Genomic DNA, 12,917 nt, shown 5'->3' with positions numbered 1-12,917 from the left:
CGCTGGCCCGGGTGGCGCGAGGCGTCACGACCTCGGCATTCGAACGGACTGACAGCAGCCCCCTGGCTCCACCGATCCGCTATCAACGAATTAGGAATCCACCAACGTTGGCGGCCGTTCGGGGCAGCAACGTTGGTCGCGGCCGTTACGTGACCGTTGCGGCGCGGGGGGCTGTTCACCAAGGGATCCGCCACGGTGTGCGGGGGTTCGGTTCGGCGACCGCGCGGGGCATCGGGCTCCGCGTCGAGCCGAGAGGGGTACCCCTGCGATGACGACGGGCAGGAAGCGGGCGAGGACCGGGGCGGAGCCGGACGGCGTGACGCGGGAGGTGGAGATCACCTGGGCGGTGGTGGCGTCGCTGTTCCAGTCCCGGATCGCCACCGCCGAGCAGCTGCGCCGGCTGCACGGCGGCGCCGCCGGGATCAAGCAGACCCAGAAGCGGCTGACCCGGCTCCAGGCCGAAGGCCTGGCCGAGTTCGTGACTGACCCTGCCGCAGGCAGGCCGCGCGAAGGCCTGGCACCTCACCGCGGCCGGCTCCGCCGTCACCGTCACCTTCCCCGAGGCCCTGCCCAGGCAAAAAGGGCGTTCATGCCCTTGAGCTCACCCAGCTGGAGCGCCTCGCCCTACGGCTACAGCCACCGCTACGCCGGCCACCCGGTGACCGGCGCCTCGTGGCTTTTTGTCAGGACCGGCGGCGCACGTTCGGCCGGGCGGGCCGGGCCTGCTCGGTGCCGCACAGTGCGAGGGCCGCGGTGCGGGTGCGTTCCCGCCAGCTCATGACCTGGCGCAGCGTGGCGGCGTCGAGATGGCGGGTGAGGTGGCGGGTGAGGTGGCGGGTGAGGTCGCGGACGGCCTGGTGGTCGTCGTCGGTCAGGGGGTAGAGGCCGGCGCGGTCGGGCGCGGTGTAAAGGGGTTGGGCGGCGGTGCCGGCGAGGCTGCGGTGGGCGGCGTCGGTGGTCTGTCGCGCCCGGTGGGCGGCGTCGGTGGTCTGTCGCGCCCGGTGGGCGGCGTCGGTGGTCTTGTCGCGCCCGGTGGGCGGCGTCGGTGGTCTGTCGGGCCCGGTGGGCGGCCTCCCGGGCGCAGTATCAGCGACGTCGCGGCGGTGGCGCTCACGGCGGGCGCAGCGCGTGCTGGAGGGCTGTGTTGTGGTCGGGGTCGTAGCACTCGGCGCGGTTTCGGCGGTGTGGTCGCGGACGCGCTGCCACTGGGCGCAGCCGGCGGCCGCGGTGGCGAAGGCGGTCTCGTCTCCGGCGTCGGCGTACCGGTCGGCGGCGCGCTCGTCGTCCCGGGCCCGGTGCAGGGCCTGCCGGATGTTCTCCGTGGTCATCCCGGCCAGCCGGCGGCGGACCCGGTGAGGGACGTCGCCGAGCAGCGGGTGTTTCTGGTCGTCGTCCTCATCCTGGACGTGGTCGGGACGGTTGGGGTGCTGGGCGAGGGCGGCGTGCAGCGTCGCGCCGGCTTGCCGCGCCTCGGCGTGCACGACGGGCTCCGGCACGCCACCGCCGCGACGGAGCCTGCAGAATCTGTCCATAGGCTCCGCCCGCGGCTGTAGGCCAGGTTGCCGGTCCGGGTCAGGTGTCCGCGGTGGGCTCCTGGTCGTGCTGGGAGCGGCGGAGTTGTTCGTTGAGGCGCAGGGCTTCTTCGAGTTGGTCTTCGAGGATGACGATGCGGCAGGCGGCCTCGATGGGGGTGCCCTGGTCGACGAGGTCGCGGGCACGCATGGCGATGCGCAGTTGGTAGCGGGAGTAGCGGCGGTGGCCGCCGCCGGAGCGCAGCGGGGTGATGAGGCGGTGTTCGCCGAGGGCTCGCAGGAAGCCAGGGGTGGTGCCGGTCATCTCGGCGGCGCGACCCATGGTGTAGGCGGGGTAGTCGTCGTCGTCGAGTTTGTCGGGTGTGTCGGGGCTGGCCGTTGTAGTCACTGCACCTCTCTGGTTCTCGGGGAGAACGCGTCGAGGGGCCCCGGGGCCGTGTCGGCTCCGGGGCCCCGAAGGGGAACAACACCATCTACCGACCTGGGGTCGGTCCTTCTACTTCCGCACTGCCCCGGGGGGTGTGCGGGGATCGCGTATGCGTGACCGGAAACCACCGTCCTTGCGTTGGGGTCTGCGGTGTCCGCCCGGGCGAGTGTTCACGGGCCGGGCGATCCTGATGGCGCTTGCGCCCTCCGTTCATCCTCTGTACTGACCTGTCACTTCGTACTGCTGGTACTGCACCTGCTGAACTGCGTACTACTGGTCGGTGGCCGTGATGGCCCACCCGGTCCGGCAGCCGGCCCCGCCGGCCGTCCTGCGCCTGCGCTGGCCTGGAACCACTGCCCGGACCCCTCGGCACGCGCGCCCGCAGTCTGGGCGCCTTTGCCGAGGTCCTGCCTGTCTTGCGACTGCCGGTACCGCACTCACCGAACTGCGTACTACCGGTACCGCTGGTGGTGGCCCCTGATACCTGCGGGCCGCCCGGTCCGGCAGTCAGTCCCGTCGCCGTCCTGCACCTGCCTGGCTTCGGGACTCCACTGCCGGACCTGTCCAACAATCCGGCCGGTTCGTGTCCGGCCGGTATCGCAGACTGCTGTCTACGAGAGAAACGCTAGACCGACCCGCGGGCAATGTCTACTCCGGCGCGTATAGATTTTGCGGTGCCCGCGAGTGAGGTAGTCTCCCGCTGCGCGGCGGCGGCACCCCCCGGGCCGCCGCCGCGCTCCCGAAGAAACGAGCGGCACCGCGCAGGGAGGCGGCAGTCGAACACCTCGTGCCCGCGACGCCGGAGACGGCCCGGGACGGACAGGCGGACCTGATCGAGGCGATCATCGAGGCCGTGCGGGACGGCGACGACCGCACCGTCCGCCGGCTGCCGACCCCGCTTCGCCGAACTGGCCACCGTCACCGATCCGTACGCCCTGCGCGACGGCCTCGACACCGCCCGCCCGTCCGGCGACCACGGGCAGAGCCGACCCTTGCCGACCAGGATCGCGGACCTGCCCGGCCAGGCGTTCAGGTCGCTCCCGCGCCTGGCGTCGTGGCCGCTGCGCATGCGCAGCTCGCCCCGGCGGCAGGCCGGGGCGACGGGGCGGATGCCCGACCCGCTGGGTGAACTCCCGCACGGTGTCGGTGACGGCCCGTACCCGGTCCCGGGTCACGCCGCGGCGATGAGGTCGGCGCGGCCGAACAGGAGGGCGTAGCCGCGGGGCAGGTCGGCGAGGATCCGGTCGGTGAGCCGGTCACCGGCCAGGTCGGCGAGGGCGGCCAGGACGGAGGAGGTGTCCCAGCGGGCGCCGGTGAGGCTGGTGTTCAGGGCGCGGGCGACGGCTTCGACGAAGGCCGGGGCGGCGACCGGCTCGGGCAGCGGGATCTGCGAGGCGAAGACGGCGCGGGCCCGCTCCGGCAGGGCCGCGGCGAGGTCGCGGCGTTCCTCACCGGTGAGCTGGCTGCCGAGGACGGCCAGAACAGTGTGCAGGACGCGTTCGGCCTCCTCGTCGGTGGTGTAGCGGCCGAGGGTGCGGACCTGCTGGAGAAGGAGGCGGTACCGGGTCATGGCGGTGGCCTTCCGGGGCGGGGCCGGCCGGGCGGGGGCGGCGGCGCGGACAGGTTCAGGGGCGGTGGCCGGGCTGGGGTCGGCCGAACAGGAGGTCGTAGCCGGGCGGCAGCTGGAGCAGGACACGCTCGGTGAGGTCGTCGCCGGCCGCGTCGGCCACCGTGGACAGGACGGCGCCGATGTCCCACAGGGCCGTGGCTTCGGTGGCGCCCTCGATCCAGGCCGCGGTGGCGCGCACGAACCGCTCGGGGCTGAGGGGCTCGGCGGCCTGCAAGGGGTTGAGCAGGATCAGGGCCATGGTCTCCGGCAGGCGGGCGGCCAGGTCGGCGCGCACACCGCCGACCAGGTGGGCACCCAACAGGGCCAGGACGACCCGGGCGGCCCGCTCGGCCTCCTGCGGGGTGGCGTACTCGCCGCGTTCCCGGACCTCCTCCAGGAACGCCTCCCATCGAAGATTCATCGCAGTTCTCCCTCCGTGCAGTTCTCCCTCCGTCCCGGCCTGCCCGGTACACCGCCCAGGCGACGGGTCAGGGCCCGACGGCCAGGCGCCGGTGCAGACCGGTGAGCTTGAGCAGCCGCACCACGCAGCGCCCGGCCCCGCGCAGGACCAGACGCCTGCCGCTGCGGTCGGCCTGGTTGCGGGCCCGGACCAGGGCACCCAGACCCGCGCAGTCCATGAACGTCACTTCCGACAAATCCAGCACCACCTCCCGATGCGACGCGAGCGCGGCGGACAGGGCACCGCGCAGCGAGGGCGCGGTGTGAAGGTCGATCTCACCGCGCGCCCGCACCACGAAGGGTTCGTTGCCCCGGCCGTTCATGGCGTTGCCCCGTGTCCGCGGTCGGGGCGGCCCGGGGAGGGCGGCCGGCGGGTGGGGGTGTTCCGGCCGCCCCTTCGAGGGGGAGAGATCAGGGGCGGCGCGGAACGGTTCATGGGGAGAAGAGGGGTCAGGCCTGGATCTGCTTGCGGTCGCCGCTGTGGCTGATCGCGACCTTGCGGGGCTTGGCCTTCTCGGCGACCGGGATCTTCAGGGTCAGCACGCCGGCGTCGTAGTCGGCGGTGATCCCGGCAGGGTCGAGGGTGTCGGACAGCATGACCTGGCGGGAGAACACGCCGAGCGGGCGCTCGGACAGCTCCCACTTCACGCCCTCGCCTTCCTGGCGCGGGCGGCGCTCGGCCTTGACGGTCACCATGTTCCGCTCGACGTCGATGTCGATCGCCTCCGGGTCCACCCCCGGCAGGTCGAAACAGATGACGTACTCGTCACCGGTGCGGTAGGCGTCCAGCGGCATCGGCGTCGGACGCGACCAGGTACCGGTCGTGTTGAGGAACTGCTGGGTCAGCCGGTCCAGTTCACGGAACGGGTCAGTGCGCAGCAGCATCGCGAAACACCTCCAGGTGGTTGGGCTATGGGAGCCAGTGCGCTTCACCTGAATCCGTTCTAACATGTCATCCATCCGATGACAAACCCTTTAGTCGCCAAAGGAGTGACACCTGTGGGAAAGCGGCCCGACCCGCCCGCCACCGGCAGCGGCCCGCCGACGGGGCCGGCGTCCTTCCTCGCCGCAGCCGCCGCGCTCGCCGCCATCGACGACGCCGTCCGCACCGCCCAGAGCGCCGGCTCCGACGCACCGCCCGGCGCACCGCCCGGTGTCGGTGCGCCGGACGAGGGACCGGAGCCGGCGCTGGCCGCGCTGGTTCTCCTGCGCGAGCTGCGCACCGAGCTCGCGGGCTGGGAAGCGGGCCTGGTCGATGCCGCCCGCGCCGGCGGTGCCACCTGGGCGGACCTCGCCCAGCCCATGGGCGTCGCGAGCCGCCAGGCCGCCGAGAACCGCTACCTGCGCCTGAAGCCCACCAGCGGAACCACCCGCCGGACCGCCGGGACCGGCGCGCAGCGGGTCAAAGCGGTGCGCGACCGGCGGGCCGCCGAACGCGCGGTCACCGCCTGGGCCCGGAACAACGCCGCCGACCTGCGCGTGCTGGCCGCCCAGGTCACCGCCACGCCCGGCCTGGCCCCCCGGGCCCGGCCCGCGCTGACCGCGCTCACCACCGCCCTCGGCGCCCCCGACCCGGCCGACCTGATAGCGCCCCTCACCGCCATGCGACCCCACCTCGGCGCCGCCCATCCGGACCTCGCCGCCCGCCTCGACGACCTCACCGACCACACCGAACGCCTCCGCCATGACAGCGACCAACGACGCACCTGACCCCCACACCACGGCCGAGGAGCGCTGGCAGCACATCGAAGACCGGCTCGCCACCATCGAACGCCGCATCCGCGAACACGGCAGCGCCGCCATCGCCACCATCGACACCTGCCTCGCCAGACTCGACGCCCTCCGCCACCACCTCGCCCACAGGCCCTGGCCCCCACAGGCCTTCCCCACACCCGCGGACCCTCCGGCCATCCCACCGCCACCGGGGCAAGCCCCGGCCCAGAGCCCACCCGAAACGGCCGGCCACCCGCACACGGCAGCCGTCCCCGACCTTCCACGACACGGCTCGGCCAGCCGACACGACACCGCCGTCCGAACCTCGGCGTGACGAAACAGGAGCCACCCGCCCAGCCGGCGGGACGCCGGCGGGACGGGTGGCGGGACGGGTGGCGGGGCGCCGGCGGGACGCCGGCGGCGGATCAGGCAGAGACGGCCGTCCTGGAAGAGAACCACGGCCACCCGTACCCGGGCCGACCCTGTGCCCGCCGTCGCCGCCTGGCGGCCACCGCCGGGTCCAGGCCGGGCAAGCGGGCTCGTGCCAGGTCGTTCGGACGACGACCCCCGGGGTGAGGTCCTCGCTCGACCAGCTCCGGCAGCACCCGCCACCAAACCGGCCGGGGCCGACGGCCCCGGCCGGACGCTCAACCGGGCATTCGTCGAGGTCGACCGCGCCACCATGAGCGGCACCCGGCCGGCCACCAAACTGAACGCCTACCCCCGCTACTGGGCCACCGCCCCCCTGCCGCCCGGCGTCCGGCACAACACCACGGAAGCCCAGGGCAGCGGCGATCCACTCTGCGACCACCGCTACCCACGGTTCCCGACACCGCTGTCCGTCCTCACCGGCACCGACCAGGCCGGCTACGCCAACCGCGCCGACGCCCTCGAACACACCGCCCGCACCCCACACCCCGCCACCATGCTGCGCACCGTCCCGGCCGGCGCCGCCAAGCCGGAAGACCTGGAGACCGAAGACCCCAGCTCCGACCTCTGGTGGCCGACCGCCGACCTCGAAGCCGAACCCGCCCCCTGGTGGGAACTGACCCACACCGCGCGACCCCCACCTTGATACCCGCCCCCGAACCCGGCACGGGCATCAAGGCAACCGGAACCGATAGTCGGCCACCGGCCCGACGGCCTTGTACAGGTAACGCCCCGGGTCGGAGGTGGTAGTTGGCCAGTCTCGGCAGCGATGGTCGGCCCCCCTGCGCCCGCGCCGGACGGCACCGGATCGACGACCGGGTACGCCGAAATCCGGTTGACCCGGAGTGAAGGATGGGACCGTGATTTCCAAGGAACGAGCGGTCGAGCTGGTCGAATCCCTGCTGGCGCGGGAGCGGCCGACCTGGGGATGGGCGAGGCTGATCCCGGAGCTGGCCGTCTACGCCGTCGAGGAACGGTCGGTCGGGTGGCTCTGCTACTGGACCTCGGCGGAGGGGGCCCGTAACCCTGCTCTGCGCGGGAACCTCCTCGGTGGCCCTCTTCTGGTCGACCGGGAGGACGGGAGCATCCACTTCGTCCCCGGCAGCCGCTGGACCGATGACTGGGAGGAGGACTACCTCTGGCAGGTTAAGGGCATCAGGGTGCCCGACCCCCTCGCCGCAGACGTCCGGCACCTCGCGGACTCCGTCGGGACCGCTGCCGCCATGCAGCACCTGCGCAAGCAGGCCCCGCGGATGAGCGTGGAGGAGGCCAAGGGCTACGTGACGGTCGTCAGGGACGGGAGTGAACCGCCCGAGAAGCTGGCGAGCCTCACCCGCAAGCCCGATCCGGACCTGGGCCCGATCGAGACGCTGGCCGGACCGGCCCGGTAGCGCGGCCTTGTCGGAGGCCAGGAGGGACGTCAGCGTGTTGATGGGGTTATGCAGGGCAGGCGGGGGACCCGGTGGACTGTTCGGGCAGGTATATCGCTTTCTCCTCGGGGGTGAGGTCGCGGGCAACGGCCGCGCAGATAATTCTGATCGCGGTATCCGGCGCGGTGTAGGACCACAGCCGCGCAGCGGTGTCGCCGCTGGCGGTGGCGAGGGTGTGGCCGTCGGGGCTGAACGCCACCGATTCCACGGCGCGGCTGTGGCCGGTGAGGATGGTGACAGTCTTGCCGGTGGCCGCCTCCCACAACCGCACGCTGCCGTCGCCGCCGGCGGTGGCGATGGTGTGGCCGTCGGGACTGGACGCCACCGAGTGCGTGGGTGCGGCGTTGCTCCGTTGGCTGGTTTGCGTCGCTCCTATGTCACACCAGTGCCGCGCCGCCGTCTATCGCGAGCGTGGTGCCGGTGACGTAGGCGTTGGACAAGACGAAGAGATAGGCCGCCGCGGCTTCCTCGGCAGTGCCGACACGCCGCGTGAGCAGCTCGGACCCGGCGCCCTGGAGGAAAGCCTCCGGGTCCGGGACACTGCCGTCCCACAGCTCGGTGCGGATCACACCGGGCTGGATCACGTTGACGCGCAAAGGGGCGAGTTCGACGGCGAGTGCCCGGGACAGGGCCTCGATGCCGCCGGTGATACCTGCCGTGAGCGCGGTTCCGGACAGGGGGCGGATCGCGAGGACGCCGGAGCTGAAAGTGATCGAGCCGCCGTCGCGCAGTCGCGGTGCAGCGTACTTGGCGGAGAGGAACGCGCCCCAGAACCGGCGCTCGAAGACGGCCTTGGCCTCCTGCGGGGTGGTGTCGACCAGCGGCTTGATCAGCAGAGATTCGCCCGCGGTGTAGACGAGGTGGTCGAACTCCCCGATCTGCTCGAAGAACGCGGCGATGGCGTTGCCGTCGGCGACGTCCAGGCGGCGGCCTTCGGCCGGCCCGCCCAACCGCTTCGTCGCGGCGTCCACGCGGTCCTGATTGCTGGAGGCGACCACGACGTCCGCGCCGGCCGAAGCAGCCTGTCGGGCTACCGCGAAGCCGATGCCGGAGGTTCCACCGATGATCACGATCTTCTTGCCAGCCAGAGACATGGAATCCATTCCTTCGTCGATCCAGTGCCGGGCTCGGCACCGCCATGGCAAGAACGTACGCCTCCACATCGAGACGGTGAATGACTTGAAATCTCGATTCCATGCCATATCGTCTCGCCATGCAGGCATTAGAGTGGCGCTATGGACATCCTGAGCGACACCCTCGAAGTCCTGCGCACGGGACGCCCGATGGTGACTCGCACCGACGCGCACGCCCCGTGGGCCCTGAAGTTCCAACCCATCTCAGGAGCCGGATTCCACGTGGTCGTGGAAGGACACTGCCACCTGCTGCCACCGCACGGCCAACCGCTCGCGCTCGGCCCCGGCGACATCGTGTTCCTGCAGCGCGGCAGCGGACACACCCTGTGCGATGTGCCGGGCCGCGATCCGGTGGACTTCGTACCGGAGCGCGTGGACCGTTCCTCGCCGATCGGCCAGGTCACCGTGGACGGACCGGGGCCGCACACGGTGCTGGTGTGCGGCGCGTACGCGATCGACGTTGATCGCCCGCATCCGCTGTTCAGCGATCTACCGGAGGTCATCCACCTCCCCGCGGTTCCGGGCCGCCACCCGGTGCTGCGCTCGGCGGTCGATCAGCTGTGCGCCGAGTTCCACGCGCCGCAGCCGGGCTCGGACGCGGTCGTCACGGCGCTCATCGATCTGCTGCTGCTGTACATCCTCCGGTCGTGGTACGCCGAGCTGCCTAAGGAGCGGACCCGGGGTTGGACGGCCGCGCTGACCGACCCGGCAGTCGCCCCGGCCCTGAAAGCGATCCACGACGATCCCGGCCATCCCTGGACCGTGGAATCGCTGGGCACCCGCGCCGGGCTGTCCCGTGCGGCGTTCGCCCGCCGCTTCGCCTCGGTGGTCGGCGAGCCGCCGTTGACCTACCTGGCCAACTGGCGGATGGCCACCGCGGCGCGGTTGCTGCACCACTCGGCGGCCCCACTGAGCACAATCGCGCAGCACATGGGATACACGTCGGAGTTCGCCTTCGCCAGAGCTTTCAAACGACACTTCGGATCACCGCCGGGGGCCTACCGCAAGCAGGTCAAGGCGGCAGGCGACGAACCACGCGGATACAACTGGCGGTGAGGGCCAGGACATCACCACAGCGGGCTGGGAAGCGGTGGTCGCTGCCGATCCCGGCCTCGCGGTGGCCCCCTGTGGTGGAGCTCCGGGCGGATCGTGTGTCCAAGGAGCTAATGGGCCGCCGAGGTGTGCTCGGTGTTCCACCAGTGCACCCAGTCCAGCAGCAGCTGAACGAACGCGGTGAACGCCAGAGGCGCCGTGTCGTCCTTGGCCCGGTCGCGGCGTCGGACGGAGGCGGTGGGGGCGTGGGTGTAGCGGGGCAGCGAGGCGAAGAACATCCGCTCGGCGCACCGGTTGAGGTTCTCCACCGTGCCCTTCAGGTGCGGGGTGTAGGCGGGCAGGTCATGTACGGGGACCGCGAACGCGCCGAGCGCGGAGGCGACGGTGCGGGAGAGGAAGTCCTTGCCACCGTCGATCCGCACCAAGGGGGCAGTCCGCCGACCGGCCCGTAGGGGCCGTCTGGTTCATCACGGGAGATCGCGGTACGCAGCGCCGCGAGGATCGCGTCCCGGGACGGGGTGTGCGGAGTGACCGCGACTCCGGGGATGGCATCGTGGGCGCAGTCGATGAACCACGTCACCCACGGGCACACCAGCTCGCCGCGCGGGTCGACCTCGACCGGGACGTGCTTGTGGTCGCCTTCCCAGCAGGTGTTGCGCCACTCGCGGCGCCGGCGCAGGCGCACGTCGTGGCCGCGCCGGGCCCTCTCCCCGCCCGTCAGCGCGGCGCGCTGGCCCTGATTCAGGTCCCGGCGGATCGCCCGGTGCAGCGTCGCCAACGACGGCACCGCCACCGGAGAAAGACCGCCCTCGTTGTCCTGTTCCCCCGCATCGTCGGTGGCGGCTTCGGCTACGGCGCGGGCCTCGGAGAGGAGGCCGCGGTGCACCGCGGCCTCGTTCCCGCACCACAGAACGAGGCGGGCGTGCAGCTGCGGGGTGACCGTGAACCGCTCTCGCTGCTTCGCGTTGGTCCTTCCTTCGGTGCGCGCGGCGGCCAGCCAGCGCCACACCGTGCGCAGCGACACCCCGACCGCGTCCGCGACCAGCCGCACATGGCCGGTCGTCAACGCACCGCGCGCCTCCAGGGTCAGCAGCCGGTCCACCGCCTGCTGCCGCGCCAGCGCCACCGGCGCCGCCCGCCCTGGGTCGGCCTGTCCGTCGTCCTTCGGCATGAGCACCGCCCCCACTCCCCTGGCCCGCCATGCATCGAGCTATGACGAAAGGACGTCTGCGATCCGGGAAGACGGGCTCTACGGACAGGCGTCAGCGCAATCGGCATTCCGCTGACACCAGGGCGGAATGTGCGGTATACGCGCGATGTGGCGTGGTAGATGGGCTCGGACCGGGGCTGAAGGATGCGCGGCGGCCCGGTCAAGGGGCAGGGGCGTCCACTGCGATTGGGTGCGATTGGGGCGGTCCGATGCAGCAAGTGTCACCGTCGGCCGCCGCCGGATACCGACATCAGCGCCGAAATCCACGAGCCGTTCGATCATGCATCAGGCAGGATGCTCACCTGTGAACCACGTCCTGTACGGGCTGGCTGCCAACCCGGCTCTGCCTTCCGAACTGCTCGATCGGCTGATCGCGACTGCAGACGCCGATCTCGCCGAGGCCCTAGCCGACCGCCCGGACCTCAGCCGTGCACAGGTGACGACGCTGGCCTCGCGCTTCGAGGAGGCCGCGGTGCGGCTCGCGTACGAGGGCCGGCTCAGCGCTGCCGACGTCGACCCGGCCGTACAGCCGCGCGCGGCGCTCGCCCTGCTCGAAGAAGGCACAGGAGCACCGGAGTGGACGCAGGTCTTCGCCTCCGGTCCCCTGGTGGAGCACCGGGAGAAGCTGGCCTCCTGCCCCGGCCTGCCGCCGGACGTGGCGCTGACGCTCGCCGATGACCCACAGTCGCGAGTCGTCGAGGAACTCGCGCTGTGGACGACGACGCCGGACCTCGCCGCCCGCCTCGCACAGCACCCGCACACCGAGGTCCGCCGCGCAGCGGCGGCCAACGAGGCAACCCCGCCGGCCGTGCTGGCGGCGCTGCTCACCGGCGAAGGCCTGCCCGCGGCCGGGTCCTGCCCGGTCTGCGATCGCAGGAGGCCGCCTTTCGTCCACGACCCGCACTGTCCGGAGCCCGACTGCCAGCTTGCACCGGGCGCCTCCTGCGACGGCTCGCACGAGTCCGCTGTGCACAACATCCAGCAGGCTGCCCTGCGCAACCCGGCCACCCCCGCAGTCGCCGCCATGGTCTTCGCCGACCACCCCTCGGTGCTGCTGCGCCAGGAGTTGGCCGCCCGCCCCGACCTGCCGGCGCAGGTGTACGCGCGGCTCGCCGACGATCCCGTCCCCTGGGTGAGGGCCCAGCTCTCGGACAATCCCGCGATCGACGAAGCCCTGATCCGTACCCTGGCCACCGACTGCTGCCACGACGTCCAGCGCCGGCTCGCGCACCACCCTCGCCTGCCACTCGACGTCCTCGCCCACCTCGCCGGCGCCACCCGGCTCGGCTCACCCCTGCTACCGCGCATCGCCGCGGCCTGTCCGGCCGAGGTCGAAGAGCTGGCCGCGTCACCCGAAGCGACCGTACGGATGCTCCTGGCCCGACGGCGTGACCTGCCGGCCGAAATCCGCGACACGCTGGCCCGCGACTTCGACGCGAAGGTACTCAAGGCCATCGCACCGCACCCAGGACTTTCCGAGGCCCAGCTACGGGCGATGGTCGAAAGACACGGGGCACGAGTCGTCGCGAACGTGGCAGCCAATCCCGATGCGACGCCGGCCCTGCTGGAAGACCTGGCCCGAGGGCAGCCTCCGGTCCAGAAGGCGTTCCGCGAGATCGCCCGCCACCGCCACACGACAGCCCCGGCCCTGCTCGCCTGCCTGACGGACCGGCAAGCCCGCCCCATAGCCGCCGGCCATAAGGCCCTGGCGCCTGCGGTCATCGTCGAACTGCTCGCCGACGACAACCGGCAGGTGGTGGAAGCGGCGGCCGCCAACCCGTCACTGCCGCTCGCCTCGATGCTGGAACTGGTGCCCCGACCGGCCAAGACACTGCCCCGCCGAGCGAAAACCCATGGCCTGTCAGCCTGCCAGGACGATTGACTTTGACTGGCACCGGGCACAACGCCGACCGACGAGAGGC

The 12,917-nt window shown here is 72.1% G+C and carries 16 protein-coding genes; 6 read left to right on the top strand and 10 right to left on the bottom strand.

Features of this window, described 5'->3' with window-relative positions:
- Positions 1 to 683: 683 nt before the first annotated feature.
- From ACZ3YO_RS17980 to ACZ3YO_RS17955, 6 genes are all read right to left on the bottom strand, one after another.
- Complete coding sequence (locus ACZ3YO_RS17980) at positions 684 to 1,496, bottom strand: hypothetical protein (RefSeq protein WP_465570116.1); 813 nt, start codon at positions 1,494 to 1,496, stop codon at positions 684 to 686.
- Positions 1,497 to 1,572: 76 nt separating this feature from the next.
- The gene (locus ACZ3YO_RS17975) at positions 1,573 to 1,920 is read right to left on the bottom strand and encodes a MerR family transcriptional regulator (protein ID WP_465570115.1); all 348 of its coding nucleotides are present in this window, start codon (positions 1,918 to 1,920) and stop codon (positions 1,573 to 1,575) included.
- 1,210 nt (positions 1,921 to 3,130) lie between these two features.
- A complete protein-coding gene (locus ACZ3YO_RS17970) occupies positions 3,131 to 3,529 on the bottom strand; it encodes a DUF2267 domain-containing protein (protein ID WP_465570114.1) in 399 nt (132 codons plus the stop codon).
- Positions 3,530 to 3,584: 55 nt separating this feature from the next.
- The gene (locus ACZ3YO_RS17965; protein ID WP_465570112.1) at positions 3,585 to 3,989 is read right to left on the bottom strand and encodes a DUF2267 domain-containing protein; all 405 of its coding nucleotides are present in this window, start codon (positions 3,987 to 3,989) and stop codon (positions 3,585 to 3,587) included.
- A gap of 67 nt (positions 3,990 to 4,056) precedes the next feature.
- Positions 4,057 to 4,350, bottom strand: a complete 294-nt coding sequence (locus tag ACZ3YO_RS17960) for an STAS domain-containing protein (RefSeq protein ID WP_465570110.1) — start codon at positions 4,348 to 4,350, stop codon at positions 4,057 to 4,059.
- 127 nt (positions 4,351 to 4,477) lie between these two features.
- A complete protein-coding gene (locus ACZ3YO_RS17955; protein WP_465570108.1) occupies positions 4,478 to 4,912 on the bottom strand; it encodes an Hsp20/alpha crystallin family protein in 435 nt (144 codons plus the stop codon).
- Between the two features lie 114 nt (positions 4,913 to 5,026).
- Between ACZ3YO_RS17955 and ACZ3YO_RS17950 the strand changes: the two genes are divergently transcribed.
- The 4 genes from ACZ3YO_RS17950 to ACZ3YO_RS17935 all read left to right on the top strand — a co-directional run bounded on the left by ACZ3YO_RS17950 (position 5,027) and on the right by ACZ3YO_RS17935 (position 7,560).
- Positions 5,027 to 5,737 carry a type III effector protein gene (locus tag ACZ3YO_RS17950; protein WP_465570106.1) on the top strand — a complete coding sequence of 237 codons (711 nt, stop codon included), beginning with the start codon at positions 5,027 to 5,029 and terminating at the stop codon, positions 5,735 to 5,737.
- Positions 5,712 to 6,074: a hypothetical protein gene (locus ACZ3YO_RS17945; protein ID WP_465570104.1), complete on the top strand. Its 363-nt coding sequence runs from the start codon at positions 5,712 to 5,714 to the stop codon at positions 6,072 to 6,074. Before ACZ3YO_RS17950 ends, ACZ3YO_RS17945 begins: the two co-directional genes overlap by 26 nt.
- Positions 6,075 to 6,281: 207 nt before the next feature.
- The gene (locus tag ACZ3YO_RS17940; RefSeq protein ID WP_465570103.1) at positions 6,282 to 6,815 is read left to right on the top strand and encodes a hypothetical protein; all 534 of its coding nucleotides are present in this window, start codon (positions 6,282 to 6,284) and stop codon (positions 6,813 to 6,815) included.
- A 214-nt stretch (positions 6,816 to 7,029) separates the two neighbouring features.
- On the top strand, positions 7,030 to 7,560 hold the full coding sequence (locus tag ACZ3YO_RS17935) for a YrhB domain-containing protein (protein ID WP_465570101.1): 531 nt from the start codon (positions 7,030 to 7,032) through the stop codon (positions 7,558 to 7,560).
- Between the two features lie 46 nt (positions 7,561 to 7,606).
- Here the strand turns inward: ACZ3YO_RS17935 and ACZ3YO_RS17930 are convergent, their stop codons facing one another.
- Positions 7,607 to 7,924, bottom strand: a complete 318-nt coding sequence (locus ACZ3YO_RS17930; protein WP_465570100.1) for a WD40 repeat domain-containing protein — start codon at positions 7,922 to 7,924, stop codon at positions 7,607 to 7,609.
- Positions 7,925 to 7,976: 52 nt separating this feature from the next.
- Entirely contained in the window at positions 7,977 to 8,693 is a 717-nt protein-coding gene (locus ACZ3YO_RS17925) for an SDR family oxidoreductase (RefSeq protein ID WP_465570098.1), read from the bottom strand.
- Between the two features lie 141 nt (positions 8,694 to 8,834).
- Between ACZ3YO_RS17925 and ACZ3YO_RS17920 the strand changes: the two genes are divergently transcribed.
- Positions 8,835 to 9,788 (top strand): AraC family transcriptional regulator, encoded by a 954-nt coding sequence (locus ACZ3YO_RS17920; RefSeq protein ID WP_465570096.1) that lies wholly within the window; start codon positions 8,835 to 8,837, stop codon positions 9,786 to 9,788.
- Positions 9,789 to 9,895: 107 nt separating this feature from the next.
- On the opposite strand, the gene ACZ3YO_RS17915 is transcribed toward ACZ3YO_RS17920, so the two are convergent.
- Positions 9,896 to 10,093, bottom strand: coding sequence for a hypothetical protein (locus ACZ3YO_RS17915; protein ID WP_465570094.1), 198 nt, complete (start codon positions 10,091 to 10,093; stop codon positions 9,896 to 9,898).
- Between the two features lie 8 nt (positions 10,094 to 10,101).
- Positions 10,102 to 10,962: a hypothetical protein gene (locus tag ACZ3YO_RS17910; protein WP_465570092.1), complete on the bottom strand. Its 861-nt coding sequence runs from the start codon at positions 10,960 to 10,962 to the stop codon at positions 10,102 to 10,104.
- Positions 10,963 to 11,299: 337 nt separating this feature from the next.
- Here ACZ3YO_RS17910 and ACZ3YO_RS17905 point away from each other — a divergent pair, with 337 nt between their 5' ends.
- Positions 11,300 to 12,877: a hypothetical protein gene (locus ACZ3YO_RS17905; protein ID WP_465570090.1), complete on the top strand. Its 1,578-nt coding sequence runs from the start codon at positions 11,300 to 11,302 to the stop codon at positions 12,875 to 12,877.
- Positions 12,878 to 12,917 lie beyond the last annotated feature (40 nt).

It is taken from the genome of Kitasatospora sp. NPDC022785 (assembly GCF_055561295.1).
The sequence above is the reverse complement of the archived record's forward strand: the minus strand, read 5'-3'. Positions and strand labels throughout refer to the sequence as shown.